13 protein-coding genes are annotated in these 13,795 nt (G+C 68.1%); 5 read left to right on the top strand and 8 right to left on the bottom strand.

Translation table 11 applies throughout. The features are described from left to right. Positions 1–7: 7 nt before the first annotated feature. Both ACFPOE_RS07470 and ACFPOE_RS07465 read left to right on the top strand, forming a co-directional pair. A complete protein-coding gene (locus ACFPOE_RS07470; protein WP_376849410.1) occupies positions 8–616 on the top strand; it encodes an SH3 domain-containing protein in 609 nt (202 codons plus the stop codon). A gap of 75 nt (positions 617–691) precedes the next feature. Next, positions 692–3,019, top strand: a complete 2,328-nt coding sequence (locus ACFPOE_RS07465; protein ID WP_376849409.1) for a YgiQ family radical SAM protein — start codon at positions 692–694, stop codon at positions 3,017–3,019. A gap of 1 nt (position 3,020) precedes the next feature. Here the strand turns inward: ACFPOE_RS07465 and ACFPOE_RS07460 are convergent, their stop codons facing one another. After that, complete coding sequence (locus ACFPOE_RS07460) at positions 3,021–4,208, bottom strand: GNAT family N-acetyltransferase (protein ID WP_376849408.1); 1,188 nt, start codon at positions 4,206–4,208, stop codon at positions 3,021–3,023. A 6-nt stretch (positions 4,209–4,214) separates the two neighbouring features. Here ACFPOE_RS07460 and ACFPOE_RS07455 point away from each other — a divergent pair, with 6 nt between their 5' ends. Both ACFPOE_RS07455 and ACFPOE_RS07450 read left to right on the top strand, forming a co-directional pair. Next, positions 4,215–5,882 (top strand): NAD+ synthase, encoded by a 1,668-nt coding sequence (locus ACFPOE_RS07455; RefSeq protein WP_376849407.1) that lies wholly within the window; start codon positions 4,215–4,217, stop codon positions 5,880–5,882. 18 nt (positions 5,883–5,900) lie between these two features. Beyond that, complete coding sequence (locus tag ACFPOE_RS07450) at positions 5,901–6,239, top strand: P-II family nitrogen regulator (protein WP_376849406.1); 339 nt, start codon at positions 5,901–5,903, stop codon at positions 6,237–6,239. Between the two features lie 10 nt (positions 6,240–6,249). Here the strand turns inward: ACFPOE_RS07450 and ACFPOE_RS07445 are convergent, their stop codons facing one another. The 7 genes from ACFPOE_RS07445 to ACFPOE_RS07415 form a co-directional block, all read right to left on the bottom strand. Then, positions 6,250–8,298 (bottom strand): PAS domain-containing protein, encoded by a 2,049-nt coding sequence (locus tag ACFPOE_RS07445; protein WP_376849405.1) that lies wholly within the window; start codon positions 8,296–8,298, stop codon positions 6,250–6,252. Positions 8,299–8,389: 91 nt separating this feature from the next. Further along, positions 8,390–8,977, bottom strand: a complete 588-nt coding sequence (locus tag ACFPOE_RS07440) for an LOG family protein (protein ID WP_376849403.1) — start codon at positions 8,975–8,977, stop codon at positions 8,390–8,392. Then, positions 8,974–9,378 carry a diacylglycerol kinase gene (locus ACFPOE_RS07435; protein ID WP_376849402.1) on the bottom strand — a complete coding sequence of 135 codons (405 nt, stop codon included), beginning with the start codon at positions 9,376–9,378 and terminating at the stop codon, positions 8,974–8,976. Before ACFPOE_RS07435 ends, ACFPOE_RS07440 begins: the two co-directional genes overlap by 4 nt. An 11-nt stretch (positions 9,379–9,389) precedes the next feature. Beyond that, a complete protein-coding gene (locus ACFPOE_RS07430) occupies positions 9,390–9,893 on the bottom strand; it encodes an RDD family protein (protein ID WP_376849401.1) in 504 nt (167 codons plus the stop codon). Beyond that, entirely contained in the window at positions 9,890–10,537 is a 648-nt protein-coding gene (locus ACFPOE_RS07425; RefSeq protein ID WP_376849400.1) for a DUF3106 domain-containing protein, read from the bottom strand. The genes ACFPOE_RS07430 and ACFPOE_RS07425 overlap by 4 nt, the downstream gene beginning before the upstream one ends. A 95-nt stretch (positions 10,538–10,632) precedes the next feature. Then, complete coding sequence (locus tag ACFPOE_RS07420; protein ID WP_376849398.1) at positions 10,633–11,067, bottom strand: DUF3619 family protein; 435 nt, start codon at positions 11,065–11,067, stop codon at positions 10,633–10,635. After that, positions 11,064–11,630: an RNA polymerase sigma factor gene (locus ACFPOE_RS07415; RefSeq protein ID WP_376850619.1), complete on the bottom strand. Its 567-nt coding sequence runs from the start codon at positions 11,628–11,630 to the stop codon at positions 11,064–11,066. The genes ACFPOE_RS07420 and ACFPOE_RS07415 overlap by 4 nt, the downstream gene beginning before the upstream one ends. 284 nt (positions 11,631–11,914) lie before the next feature. Here ACFPOE_RS07415 and ACFPOE_RS07410 point away from each other — a divergent pair, with 284 nt between their 5' ends. Continuing rightward, positions 11,915–13,690, top strand: coding sequence for an acetolactate synthase 3 catalytic subunit (locus ACFPOE_RS07410; RefSeq protein WP_376849396.1), 1,776 nt, complete (start codon positions 11,915–11,917; stop codon positions 13,688–13,690). Positions 13,691–13,795 lie beyond the last annotated feature (105 nt).

Below are 13,795 nucleotides of genomic sequence, written 5' to 3'. Positions count from 1 at the left end.
GTTCTCCATGACGCAGTTGTTCCGATCGTCGATCGCCGCGTTGGCCCTGACCGTGCTGGCCGGCGCTGCCCAGGCGCAGGGCTGGCTGGCTTTCGCCGCCAAGGACATCCACCTGCGGGCCGGGCCGGCCCGCGACTACCCGGTGGTTGCGATCGTGCCCGCCGGCGTCGAATTGCAGGTCCAGGGCTGCCTGCCCAACTACAGCTGGTGCGACGTGCTGGCCGGGCCCAATCGCGGCTGGGTCTATGCGGGGAACATCAGCTACCCGTACCAGGGCGCGCGCGTTCCGGTGCTCACCTACGGCGCCGTGATCGGCATCGGCGTGCTGGGCTTCGTCATCAACGACTACTGGCACGACTATTACCGCGGGCGGCCCTGGTACGGCGACCGCGACCGCTGGATCCATCGCCCGCACCTGCGGCCGGCGCCACTGCCGCGGCCGTTCCCGCCGCCGCACGGTGTCCGTCCCGAGCATCCCAGGCTGCCGCAGCCGGCGGCACCGATCGGCGCCCATCCGCCCCTGGGCGCGCCGCACCGTCCCGGGCCGCCGCCCCGTGCGCCGGGGCCGGCCCGGGCTCCGGGCCACGAGCCGCGCGGCGACCGCCCGCAGCGATAAGGGCGGTCAATACCCACAAGCGGGCCATTCGGGGTCCCCAGCGCCTAAAATGGCGGGTTCCCCCCAAAGAGCCCGATGAACGCCCCAGTCGACGTTTCCTTTTTCGCGCGCGCCGCCAAGCCGCTCACCAGCTACCGCAAGTACTGGGCGAGCCGCTTCGGCACGGCGCCGTTCCTGCCGATGAGCCGCAAGGAGATGGACGCGCTTGGCTGGGACAGCTGCGACATCATCGTCGTCACCGGCGACGCCTACGTCGACCATCCGAGCTTCGGCATGGCTGTCATCGGCCGGGTGCTGGAAGCGCAGGGCTTCCGGGTGGGCATCATCGCCCAGCCGGATTGGCAGAGCGCCGACCCGTTCAAGGCGCTGGGCAAGCCGAACCTGTTCTTCGGCGTCACCGCCGGCAACATGGATTCGATGATCAACCGCTACACGGCGGACCGCAAGATCCGCAGCGACGACGCCTACACGCCGGGCGACGTCGGCGGCAAGCGGCCCGACCGCGCGGCCATCGTCTACAGCCAGCGCTGCCGCGAGGCGTACAAGGACGTGCCGATCGTGCTGGGCGGCATCGAGGGCAGCCTGCGCCGGATCGCGCACTACGACTACTGGTCCGACAAGGTGCGCCGTTCGATCGTCACCGACTCCAAGTGCGACCTGCTGCTGTACGGCAACGCGGAGCGGGCCATCGTCGAGATCGCCCACCGCCTTGCGGCCAAGGAGCCGGTCCACGAGATCACCGACGTGCGCGGCACCGCATTCTTCCAGCGCGCCAAGCCGGAAGGCTGGTTCCAGATCGATTCGACCGAGGTCGACCAGCCGGGGCGGGTGGAAGACCACATCAATCCGTACCAGACCACCTCCGAGCAGGCGCAGGCGCAGGGCACGACCTGTTCGAAAGAGGATTCGACCGTTCGGGCTGAGCTTGTCGAAGCCGGGGCGAGCCCTTCGACAGGCTCCCGAACGGTGGAGATTCCGCTGACCTTCGTGCCCAATCCCAAGGTCAAGCTCAAGGTGCCGCCGCGCGACCGCACCGTGATCCGGCTGCCGTCGTACGAGCAGGTCAAGAGCGATCCGGTGCTCTATGCCCACGCCAACCGCGTGCTGCACCTGGAAACCAACCCCGGCAACGCGCGGGCGCTGGTGCAGGCGCACGGCGATCGCGACGTCTGGCTGAACCCGCCGCCGATTCCGCTGACGACCGCGGAGATGGACCACGTGTTCGGCCTGCCCTATGCGCGCAGCCCGCACCCGGCCTACGCCGACGAGAACGGCAGCCACGAGCACGCGACCAAGATCCCGGCCTGGGAGATGATCCGCTTCAGCGTGAACATCATGCGCGGCTGCTTCGGCGGCTGCACCTTCTGCTCGATCACCGAGCACGAGGGCCGGATCATCCAGAGCCGCAGCGAAGATTCGGTCATCCGCGAGATCGAGGAGATCCGCGACAAGATCCCGGCCTTCACCGGCGTGATCTCCGACCTGGGCGGGCCGACCGCCAACATGTACCGCATCGGCTGCAAGAGCCCGGAGATCGAGTCCGCCTGCCGCAAGCCCAGCTGCGTCTATCCGGGCATCTGCTCGAACCTCAACACCGACCACAGCGCGCTGATCCACATGTACCGCCGCGCGCGGGCATTGAAGGGCGTCAAGAAGATCCTGATCGGCTCGGGCCTGCGCTACGACCTGGCGGTGCAGTCGCCCGAATACGTCAAGGAACTGGTGCAGCACCACGTCGGCGGCTACCTGAAGATCGCGCCCGAGCACACCGAGCAGGGGCCGCTGACCCGGATGATGAAGCCCGGCATCGGCAGCTACGACAAGTTCAAGGCGATGTTCGAGAAGTACAGCGCCGAGGCCGGCAAGAAGCAGTACCTGATCCCGTACTTCATCGCGGCGCATCCGGGCACCAGCGACGAGGACATGATGAACCTCGCGCTGTGGCTCAAGAAGAACGGCTTTCGCGCCGACCAGGTGCAGACCTTCTATCCCAGCCCGATGGCCACCGCCACCGCGATGTACCACAGCGGCCGCAACACGCTGCGCAAGGTGCGGCGCGAGGCGACGCCGGAGGACAGCGTCGACATCGTGCGCGGCGAGAAGCGGCGCCGGCTGCACAAGGCCTTCCTGCGCTACCACGACGCCAACAACTGGCCGCTGCTGCGCGAGGCGCTCAAGGCGATGGGCCGGGCCGACCTGATCGGCAACGGCAAGCACCACCTGATCCCGACCTTCCAGCCGCTCACCGATGGCGGCTACACCAGCGCGCGCCGCAAGAACTCCACCGCGGCGCCGGTGGCCCTGAAGCCGTCGAGCCCGGTCAAGGGCCGGATGCTGACGCAGCACACCGGCCTGCCGCCGCGCGTCACCGGCAGCGCCAAGCCGCCGCGCAAGGCGCGCTGACTCAGGCCTCGCTGCGCCGGAACGGGCTGCGCTCGTCGAGGTGCTCGAGGTAGTTCTCGATCCCCTTGCCTTCTTTCTCGAGGAAGCGCTCCACCGCATCGGCGAAGGCCGGGTGCGCCAGCCAGTGGCAGCTGGTCGTCTTCACCGGCATCAGCGCCCGCGCCATCTTGTGCTCGCCCTGGGCGCCGCCCTCGAAGCGGCCGAAGCCGTTCTCGATGCACCATTGCAGCGGCTGGTAGTAGCAGGCCTCGAAGTGCAGGCAGTCCACCCGCTCCAGCGCGCCCCAGTAGCGCCCGTACGCGGCCGGGCTTGCTCCCGGCGACGGCGCCGAATCGAGCGCGATCAGGCTGGTGGCCAATGGCTTGCCGGCGCGCTCGGCCACGAACAAGAGCCAGTTCTCCGGCATGGTGCTGGCCATGCGACGGAAGAAATCGCGGGTGAGGTAGGGCGCGTTGCCGTGCTCGTAATAGGTCCGCTCGTAGCAGCGGTAGAAGAAGTTCCAGTCCTTCTCGCTGATCGCGGCGCCGCGGCTGTGGCGGAATGTCACGCCGGCCTCGGCCACCTTGCGCCGCTCCTGCCGGATCTTCTTGCGCTTTTCCTGCGCCAGGCTGGCCAGGAAATCGTCGAACGTGGTCCAGGGCGTGTCAGCAGCCTGGGTCCAGTGGAACTGCACGGTGTGGCGCAGCATCAGCCCGGCCGCCTCGCACGCGGCAACGTCGTCCGGCGCGGCGAACAGCAGGTGGAACGACGACTGCTTCTCCTGCGCGCACCAGCCGAGGACCGCCTGGAGCAGGGCCAGCCGGGCCGGCGCATCGACCGCCAGCAGGCGCGAACCGGGCACCGGCGTGAACGGCACCGCCGCCAGCGCCTTCGGGTAGTACGCCAGCCCGTGCTGCTCGTAGGCGTTGGCCCACGCCCAGTCGAACACGTACTCGCCATAGGAATGCGCCTTGCGGTAAAGCGCGCACGCAGCCTGCAGCTGGTCGCCGCGCCAGAGTGTGACGAAGCGCGGAGTCCAGCCGGTCTTCGGCCGCGCGCTCTCGCTCTGGTCCAGCGCCGCCAGGTATTCGTGGCGCATGAAGGGCGTCGGCGCCTGCTGCGCCGCCAGCAGCCGGTTCCACTGGTCGGCGCCGATGTCCAGCGGCGAGTTCAACACCCGGGTGACATAATCGTTCGAGCTTCTTTTCACTGCGCCATGGCCCTCAAACTCTGTATTGCCCAACTCAATTTCCTGGTCGGCGACATGCCGGGCAATGCGCAGAAGATCATCGCCGCGGCGCGCACGGCCTACGCGCAGGGAGCCCGGCTGGTGCTCACGCCCGAACTGTCGATCTGCGGCTATGCGGCCGAGGACCTGTTCCTGCGGCCGGCCTTCATCGCGGCCTGTGATGATGCCGTGAAAACGGTGGCCCGCGAGCTGGCCGGGTTAAAGGACCTGCACGTGGTGGTGGGCCATCCCACCGGCGGCGACATCCGCAGCAAGTCGGTGGCCGTGCAGCGGCGCTTCAATGCAGCCAGCGTCATCGGCAACGGCAAGATCCTGGAAACCTATGCCAAGCGCGAACTGCCCAACTACCAGGTGTTCGACGAGCGCCGCTATTTCACGCCGGGGCAGGGCGTGTGCGTGTTCCAGGTGGAAGGCGTCAACGTCGGCCTGCTGATCTGCGAAGACGCGTGGTTCGACGAGCCGGCGCAGCTGGCCAAGGAGGCCGGGGCCGAACTGCTGGCGGTGATCAATGCCTCGCCCTTCCATGCCGGCAAGGGCGGCGAGCGCATTGCGCGCATGGCGGCGCGCGCCCTATCGGTCGGCCTGCCGCTGGCCTACGCCCACCTGGTGGGCGGGCAGGACGAAGTGGTGTTCGACGGCGGCTCCTTCGCCGTCAATGCCGACGGCGCGCTGGCGGGCCGCGCGCCCGAGTTCCGGGAAGACCTGTTCTGCCTGCAGGTGGAAGGCGGCGGCGCCAGGCCGCTGCGCCTGAGCGGCCACATCACGCCCGACCGCGCACTGGAGGCGGACCTGTGGGACGCGCTGGTGCTGGGCGTGCGCGACTACGTCGGCAAGAACGGCTTTCCCGGCGTGATCCTGGGCCTGTCGGGCGGCATCGACTCGGCGCTGGTGCTGGCGATCGCGGTCGACGCCCTGGGGCGCGACAAGGTGCGGGCCCTGATGATGCCTTCGCCTTACACGGCCGACATCTCCTGGATCGACGCGCGCGACATGGCGGCACGGCTGGGCGTGCGCTACGACGAGATTTCCATCGTGCCCGAGTTCGAGGCCTTCAAGCGCTCGCTGGCCGGCGAGTTCCAGGGGCTGGCCGAGGACACCACCGAGGAGAACATCCAGGCCCGCATCCGCGGCGTGATCCTGATGGCGCTGTCCAACAAGTTCGGCTCCATCGTGCTGACCACCGGCAACAAGAGCGAGATGGCCACCGGCTACTGCACGCTGTACGGCGACATGGCCGGCGGCTTCGCCGTCATCAAGGACGTGCTCAAGACGGTGGTGTTCCGGCTGGCGAGATGGCGCAACATCCACGATCCGTACGGCACCGGCAGCAACCCGATTCCGGAGCGCATCATCACGCGCCCGCCGAGCGCGGAGCTGCGGCCCGACCAGACCGACCAGGACAGCCTGCCGCCCTACGAGATCCTGGACGCGATCCTGCAGCGCTACATGGAGGACGACCAGGGCGTGGAGCAGATCGTGGCCGAGGGCTTCGAGCGCGCGGTGGTGGAACGCGTCGCCAGGCTGATCCGGATCAATGAATACAAGCGCCGACAGGCGCCGGTGGGCATCCGCGTCACCCACCGCAGCTTCGGGAAAGACTGGAGATACCCGATCACTGGTAAATTCGGTCCCTGAGACTCGACAGGAAACACCATGAAACAGATCACCGCCATCGTCAAGCCGTTCAAGCTGGAGGAAGTGCGCGAGGCCCTGGCCGAATGCGGCGTCACCGGGCTGACCGTGACGGAAGTCAAGGGTTTCGGCCGCCAGAAGGGCCACACCGAGCTGTACCGGGGCGCCGAGTACGTGGTCGACTTCCTGCCCAAGGTGAAGGTGGAAGTGGTGGTGAAGGACGACGACGTCGAGCGCTGCGTCGACGAGATCGTCCGCGCGGCCCGCACCGGCAAGATCGGCGACGGCAAGATCTTCGTCACCAGCGTGGAGCGGGTGGTGCGCATCCGCACCGGCGAGACCGACGAATCGGCGGTCTGAGCGCGCCGGCTCAGGGGGCGGGGAACTCGCCCAGCGTGAAGTAGAAGGTCGCTCCTTCGCCGGGTGCGGCGCAGGCCCAGACCCGGCCGCCGTGCCGGGTCACGATCCGCCACACATTGGCCAGCCCCACCCCGGTGCCCGGGAACTCGGCCTGCGAGTGCATCCGCTGGAAGGCGCCGAACAGCTTGCCGGCGTATTCCATGTCGAAGCCGACCCCGTTGTCCCGGACGAAGAAGACGGTTTCGCCGTCCTTGCCCGGTTCGCTGCCGACGCTGATCAGCGCGTCGCTGCGGTTCCCGCTGAATTTCCAGGCGTTGCCCACCAGGTTGTCCAGCACCAGTTGCAGCAGCCGCGGATCGCCGCGCGCCGGCAGCGACGGCTGCACGTCCAGCGTCGCCGACCCGGGCTGCTGCGCGCCCAGGTTGTCGAAAGCCGTGCGCGCCATCGGCGCCAGGTCCACCTCTTCCCAGCGCAATTCCGCCTGCGACAGCTGCGCCAGCGCCAGCAGCGCGTCGATCATCTCGTGGGTCTGGCGCAGGCCGGCGCGCATCCGGTCCAGGTAGTGCCGGCAGCGGTCGCTGGTGCCCGGGCCGGCCGCCAGTTCGTGCTCCAGCGCCTGGCTGAAGCCGCCGATGGCCGCCAGGGGCGCCCGCAGGTCGTGCGCCACCGAGTAGGAAAAGGCCCCCAGTTCGTGGTTCGCCACCTCGAGCTGGGACGTGCGCTCGCGCACCCGCTGCTCCAGCCGCGCGTTGAGCTCGGTGATTTCCACCCGCGAACGGCGCCGCTCGGTCACGTCGCGAAAGTAGATCGTCAGGCCGCCCTGGGGCGAGGGATAGACGCGCAGCTCCAGCCAGGCCTGCAGCGGCTCGAAGAACTCCTCGAATTCCACCGTCCGCCGCTGCGCCAGCGCCGCCCGGTATTGCGTCTCGAAAGCCGTCCCGCGCCCCTGCGGAAATTCTTTCCCAATGGCAGCGCCCACCAGCTGCGCGCGCGGGCGCTGCAGCACGCGCTCGGCCTCGCGGTTGACGAAGGTGATGGTCCAGTCGCGGTCCACCGTCACGATCGCGTCGGTGATGCTGTCCAGCGTGGTGCCCAGGCGCTCGGCCAGCTGCGTGATTTCGATCCCGCTCTGCTCCAGCCGGGCCAGGGTCGCCCGTTCCTGGGTGACGTCATGCGACACGCTCAACACCGAGCCGACACTGCCGTCGTGCGAGCGCAGCGGAACCAGGTGGATGTCGAGCCAGCGCACGTCGCCTTGCGCGCCGACGACACGCATCTGGGCGCTGCCGCCGGTGCCGCCGGCCGCCCCGGCGAGCATCTCCCGGTAGCCCGCCAGGTCGTCCGGATGCACGAACTGGTCCACCGGCCGGCCGATCACCGCCTCCGCCGTCGTCGCCTGCAGCGTGCGCAAGCCCGCCGGATTGACCGCCAGCAGCCGGCCGTCGGTGGAAATGGTGGCAACGCACTGCGGCTCGTTGTCGATCACCGCGCGCAGCCGCGACTCGCTCTCGCGCAGCGCCCGGTTGTTGCGGCGCGATTCGGTGGCGAAGGAGAAGTTGTCGGCCAGCGTGCTGAGCAGGGCCAGCTCCTGTTCGTCGAAATACACCGGGACCGCGGCGTAGACCACGAAGATGCCGATCGGCTTGCCCTGGATCGTCAGCGGCACCGCCGCGCAGCTGCGGTAGCCGCGCGCCAGCGCTTCCTTGCGCGACGCGAAGTATTGCAGGTCGCTGGCGATGTCGTTGCACACCGCCGGCCGGCCGCTGCGGAAGGCGAGCCCGCCCGGCCCCAGGCCCTGCGGCCGGTCGATCGAGGCGTGGACCGGCGCCAGGTCCAGGTAGCCGTCATCCTTGCCCCAGCGCGCGGCCACCGACAGGATGTCGCTGCCTTCGTGCGCCAGGCCGACCCAGGCCATCATCAGGCCGCCTTTTTCCACCGCGATCCGGCACGCCTCCTCGAACAGGCGTCCTTCCTCGGGGATGCGCACAATCGCTTCGTTGATGCCGCTGGCGACGGCATACAGGCGGCTGAGCCGCCCGGCTTTCTCCTGCGCTGTCATTGAAGTTGGGTCTGCCGCATGGCACGCGCGGCGGCATCTTTCTGCTCGTCAGTATAGGGACGCCGACCGCCCGCCGGGCGCCGCCAGGTTCTCAGATCTCACGCAGGTCGGCCAGCCCGGAACTATTTCCGCTGTTTTGGGCCAGCTGGGCCAGCAGTGCGGCGGGATCGCTGTCCACGCGCAACAGGCCCATCTGCCATTCGTTCATGAATCCATGGGCCACGCTGGAACGCAGGAAGGTCAGCAGCGGCCCGAAATAGCCCTGGGCATCGAGCAGCCCGATCGGCTTGTCGTGGTAGCCCAGCTGGCGCCAGGTCCACACCTCGAACAGTTCCTCGAAGGTGCCGATTCCGCCGGGCAGCGCCAGGAAGGCGTCGGCCCGTTCGGCCATCATCCGCTTGCGGTCGTGCATCGTGTCCACCACGTGCAGCTCGGTGCAATCGAGTTTGGCGAATTCCCGCTCCACCAGCGCCTTGGGAATGACGCCGACCACCCGGCCGCCGCTCTCCAGCGTGGCGTCCGCCACCACCCCCATCAGGCCGTTGTTGCCACCGCCGTAGACCAGCTGGGCCTGGTTGCTGCCGATCCAGTGGCCGACGGCGCGGGCCGCCTCGACGAAGGCCGGCGTTTCGCCGGTGCGCGAGCCGCAGTAGACGCAGACGGAGAAGGGCTGCTTCATGGGCCGAACCGCGTCCACAGGGCCGCCAGCCAGATGGCGCCGCACAGCAGGGCGCTGAGCAGCACCGCGGCGCTGCCGATGTCCTTGGCGCGCTTGGACAGCGCATGCCATTCCGGGCCGATGCGGTCGACCGCCGCCTCGATGCCGGTGTTGAGCAGTTCCACCACCATCACGATCACCACCGAGCCGGCCAGCAGCGCCGCTTCCACCCAGCTGCGGGCCAGCCACACGCTGGCCGGCAGCAGCACGATGGCGGCGATCACTTCCAGCCGGAAAGCCGCCTCGGTCCAGGCGCTGCGCAGGCCCGACAGCGAGTGGCCGACCGCATGCCAGAGGCGGACCAGCCCGACCCGCTGCTTCTGGGCCTGGGTGTCCGGCAGGTCTTGGGGTGGGATCGACATGGATGCGATTGTCATTTGCCCGCGGTCGGCGCCGGGATCAGGCGGGTGCCCGCCAGTTCGTCGTGCCAGAACTGGCGCTGCGGATGGAAGTTGCTGGCCAGCGCCAGCAGCGCGATCCAGCCCAGGAGCGCGCCGAACATGCCGCCGGCCGACATTTTCATCGGGGCGACGACGGCCAGCGGCGGCAGCACCCAGAGCCAGCAGCAGGCGTAGCGGAACAGCGCCCGCAGCTGGCCGAGCGGCCGGCCATGACGGTCGACCACGCGGATGCCCCAGGTCTTCATCGCCAGCGTCTGCCCGCGCACCCAGCACCAGACGAAGTAGATGCCCAGCACCACCACGATGAACGCAAGGAACAGCGGGCGGCGCTCGTCCATTCCGCTGCGCATGCCGGCCGGGATGCTGAACAACAGGCCGGCGCCGACCGCGATGCCGAACACCAGGGTGCTTTCGTAGAGCATGCATGCAAGCCGGCGCACCAGCGTCGGCGCCATCAGCGAATCCGTCGGGCTCAATTGCTGGCGGCAGGTTGGGCCGGCGGGACCGGCTGGGGCAGCAGCGTGTTGTGGTCCACCTGATTGGGTGCCGCCGCGATGCGGGGTGGCTTGGCGTCCCCAGTGCGGGGCACGATGGCCAGCTTCTGGGACGGCACCGGTTTCACGGCGGCGGCCGTGGCGGGCGGCTTGGCGGCCGAAGCGGCGCCGGCGGCTAGCTTGCGCTTCTCCTCGGGCGGGAGCGCCTTGTACTCCTCCCACTTGGCCTTCTTGTCGTCGGCCGACAGTTGCTTGCTCTCGGCGAAGTTCAACCGGGCCTGGATCCGCTGCTGCGGGCTGAGCGCGACCCACTCGGTCATCCGGCTGTAAAGCTTGGCCTGCTCCGACTGCGGCAGCCGGGCGTAGCGCTGCGAGATCACCAGCCACTTGCGCTTCTGGGCTTCGCTGATGGTCGGCCAGATGGTCGCCAGCGGTGCCAGCGCCTGTTGCTGGGGCGGCGTCAGCTCCGTCCAGAGCGGGCTGGTGGGGGATCTGGCGCTGCGCAGGGCGGCGGACGACGGGCGGGCGGCGGAGGCCGAGCGGGCCGGGCCGGCGCCCATCGCGCCGGTGCCGTCGGCCGGCAACGGCCCCTGCGCATGGCCGGGACCGGCGGCGGCCAACGCCACCAGGCAGCAGACGACGGCCAGAAGCGAAACGCCCGTCGGAAGCGGCTCAGGCCTGGGGACGGGCGTTGCGAAGGGAACGCGCATGGGGGCGGGCGTTATTCGGTGCCGCTGGTCTTGAGGAATTGCGTGAACCCCGGATCGGCATAGGCGGCCGGCGGCAGGTCGTCGGTCAGGATGGCGGCGTCCACTTCCGCCACCTCGCTGGCGCGCCGCTCGTTCTGCACCACGTGGATCGTCACCAGGCCGACGGCCAGTACCAGCAGCGGCAGCGCCGAAGCGATGCGGTTCCACCAGCTGACGCCTTCGTCGCCGAAGCCGAGCGTGGCGGTGCCGCCGCCGGAAGCGGCAACTACCGGGGCCGGCTGGGCCGAGACCAGCTTGCGCTTGGCCATGGCCTGCGTGCGGGCGGCCCGCAGCCGTTCGGTGATGTCGTAAGGCAGCTCGGCCGTTCCAAGCGTCAGGCGGGCAGCAACCTGCCGGCCGAACCCATCCTGGGCCCGGGAAGCGTTTTGGTGTTGCGTGGTGTTCATAATTGTATTCCCTTTGCCTTCAGTGCTTTACTGAGGGCCTGGACGGCCCGGGAGCAGTGCGTCTTGACACTGCCTTCCGAGCAACCCATGGCCGCCGCCGTTTCGGCCACGTCCATATCCTCCCAATAACGCATCAGGAAGGCTTCGCGTTGACGGCCCGGCAATTCCTGGATCTCCGCCTCGATTTCACGCAAGACCTGGGCCCGGCGTGTCGAGTCCTCGGCACTCTCCACCTGCTGTGAGCTGTCGGATGAGGCATAAGTTTCCAGCAAATCGAAATCCCCGTCGTCCGAGCCCGATTCGAAGTCGCTCATGTTGGAAAACAGGGCGTTGCGGGTCTTCTGGCGCCGGAACCAGTCCAGCGTGCAGTTCGACAGGATCCGCTGGAACAGCATCGGCAGCTCGTTGGGCGGCTTGTCGCCGTAGTGCTCGGCCAGCTTCATCATGCTGTCCTGCACGATGTCCAGCGCCGCCTCCTCGTCCCTGACGTGATAAACCGAGCGCTTGAAGGCCCGCTTTTCGACGCTTTTGAGGAAATCGGAGAGTTCTCGTTCGGTTGCCAAGGAATCGGGGCCCGAGGGATCGGGCCTGTTTTGTCTCGTTTTGGGGGCCGCTGGGCGCGCGATGCGGCCCGGCAACCGGAAATTATCGCATCGCGGCGCCCTGGTACTCGCGATCGGTTTGCTGCAGTGCGATAATCCGCCTGCAAGTCAAAAGGCAAACGAGCCCCGGTCCGGCGTGCGATAGGCGCGTCCATGGTCTGGGTTCTAAGTCCCGACACAGCTTCACGAGAGCGTGTGAAGGGGCACCCTAGGTTTTTCGTCAGAGAAATTCGCAAAGGTTGATCATGGAAATCTCCAAAGCCGAACTCACGTCGGCTGCCGCTGCCTCGGGCGCGGCATCCCAGGAACTTCGCGGTTCCGAAATCCTCGTCAAGGCACTGCAGGCCGAAAACGTCAAGTACGTCTGGGGCTACCCCGGCGGCGCCGTCCTGCACATCTACGACGCGTTCTACAAGCAGGACACCATCCAGCACGTGCTGGTCAGGCACGAGCAGGCCGCCGTCCATGCGGCGGACGGCTATGCCCGCGCCACCGGCGACGTCGGCGTGGCGCTGGTCACCTCCGGCCCCGGCGTCACCAATGCCGTCACCGGCATCGCCACCGCCTACATGGACAGCATCCCGATGGTGATCATCACCGGCCAGGTGCCGGTCGCCGCCATCGGCCTGGATGCGTTCCAGGAATGCGACACCGTCGGCATCACCCGCCCGATCGTCAAGCACAACTTCCTGGTCAAGGACGTGCGGGACATGGCGGACGTGATGAAGAAGGCCTTCCACATCGCCCGCAGCGGCCGCCCCGGCCCGGTGGTGGTGGACGTCCCCAAGGACGTGTCGTTCAACAAGACCACCTACACCGGCTATCCGGACAAGGTGGAAATGCGCTCCTACAACCCGGTGCGCAAGGGCCACGGCGGCCAGATCCGCAAGGCGCTGCAGTTGCTGCTGGCCGCCAAGCGCCCGTACATCTACACCGGTGGCGGCGTGATCCTGGGCAACGCGACCCAGGAGCTGCGCACGCTGGTCGACCTGCTGGGCTGTCCGGTCACCAATACGCTGATGGGCCTGGGCGCCTATCCGGCCAGCGACCGCAAGTTCCTGGGCATGCTGGGCATGCACGGCACCATCGAGGCCAACAACGCGATGCAGAACTGCGACGTGCTGCTGGCGGTTGGGGCGCGCTTCGACGACCGGGTGATCGGCAACCCCAAGCACTTCGCGCAGAACGAACGCAAGATCATCCACATCGACATCGATCCGTCGAGCATCTCCAAGCGCGTGAAGGTGGACATCCCGATCGTCGGCGACACCAAGGACGTGCTGACCGAGCTGATCGGGATGGTGCGCGAATCGAGCGCCCGGCCGGATCCGGCGGCGCTGGCGGCCTGGTGGGAAACGATCGAGACCTGGCGCAAGAAGGATTGCCTGCGCTACGACCGCGCCAACACGGAGGTGATCAAGCCGCAGTACGTGGTCGAAACCCTGTGGAACATGACCAAGGACGCGGACGCCTACGTCACCTCCGACGTCGGCCAGCACCAGATGTGGGCGGCGCAGTATTACCGCTTCGACGAGCCGCGCCGCTGGATCAATTCCGGCGGCCTGGGCACCATGGGCGTGGGCATTCCGTATGCGATGGGCATCAAGCTGGCCAAGCCGGACAGCGAGGTGTTCTGCATCACCGGCGAAGGCTCGGTGCAGATGTGCATCCAGGAGCTGTCGACCTGCCTGCAGTACAACACGCCGATCAAGATCGTCTCGCTGAACAACCGCTACCTCGGCATGGTGCGCCAGTGGCAGGAGATCGATTACGAGGGCCGCTACAGCCACAGCTACATGGACGCGCTGCCCAACTTCGTCAAGCTGGCCGAAGCCTATGGCCACGTCGGCATGCTGATCGAGAACCCGCGCGACGTCGAGCCGGCCCTGCGCGAGGCGCGGAAGCTCAAGGACCGCACGGTGTTCATGGACTTCCGCACCGACCCGACCGAGAACGTGTTCCCGATGGTCAAGGCCGGCAAGGGCATCACCGAGATGCTGCTGGGATCCGAAGACCTGTAAGCCCAAGGACAGGGCCCGGTCACGGGCCTTGTTTCCACCCCGTTACTAATCTATTGGCTGCCAAGCCGTCCGGTTACCGCCGGGCGGGGAGGGCACCGAAAAGAG

It is taken from the genome of Caenimonas terrae (assembly GCF_042655405.1).
Lineage (GTDB): Bacteria > Pseudomonadota > Gammaproteobacteria > Burkholderiales > Burkholderiaceae_C > Ramlibacter > Ramlibacter terrae_A.
This window is presented reverse-complemented; position numbering and strand designations above follow the sequence as displayed.

What these genes read in the sequence shown, in the direction of transcription:
- ACFPOE_RS07435 (WP_376849402.1), bottom strand. Translation starts at nt 9,378, where the DNA reads ATGTCGATCCCACCCCAAGACCTGCCGGACACCCAGGCCCAGAAGCAG.
- ACFPOE_RS07445 (WP_376849405.1), bottom strand. Translation starts at nt 8,298, where the DNA reads ATGACAGCGCAGGAGAAAGCCGGGCGGCTCAGCCGCCTGTATGCCGTC.
- ACFPOE_RS07450 (WP_376849406.1), top strand. Translation starts at nt 5,901, where the DNA reads ATGAAACAGATCACCGCCATCGTCAAGCCGTTCAAGCTGGAGGAAGTG.
- ACFPOE_RS07420 (WP_376849398.1), bottom strand. Translation starts at nt 11,067, where the DNA reads ATGAACACCACGCAACACCAAAACGCTTCCCGGGCCCAGGATGGGTTC.
- ACFPOE_RS07410 (WP_376849396.1), top strand. Translation starts at nt 11,915, where the DNA reads ATGGAAATCTCCAAAGCCGAACTCACGTCGGCTGCCGCTGCCTCGGGC.
- ACFPOE_RS07465 (WP_376849409.1), top strand. Translation starts at nt 692, where the DNA reads ATGAACGCCCCAGTCGACGTTTCCTTTTTCGCGCGCGCCGCCAAGCCG.
- ACFPOE_RS07440 (WP_376849403.1), bottom strand. Translation starts at nt 8,977, where the DNA reads ATGAAGCAGCCCTTCTCCGTCTGCGTCTACTGCGGCTCGCGCACCGGC.
- ACFPOE_RS07455 (WP_376849407.1), top strand. Translation starts at nt 4,215, where the DNA reads ATGGCCCTCAAACTCTGTATTGCCCAACTCAATTTCCTGGTCGGCGAC.
- ACFPOE_RS07470 (WP_376849410.1), top strand. Translation starts at nt 8, where the DNA reads ATGACGCAGTTGTTCCGATCGTCGATCGCCGCGTTGGCCCTGACCGTG.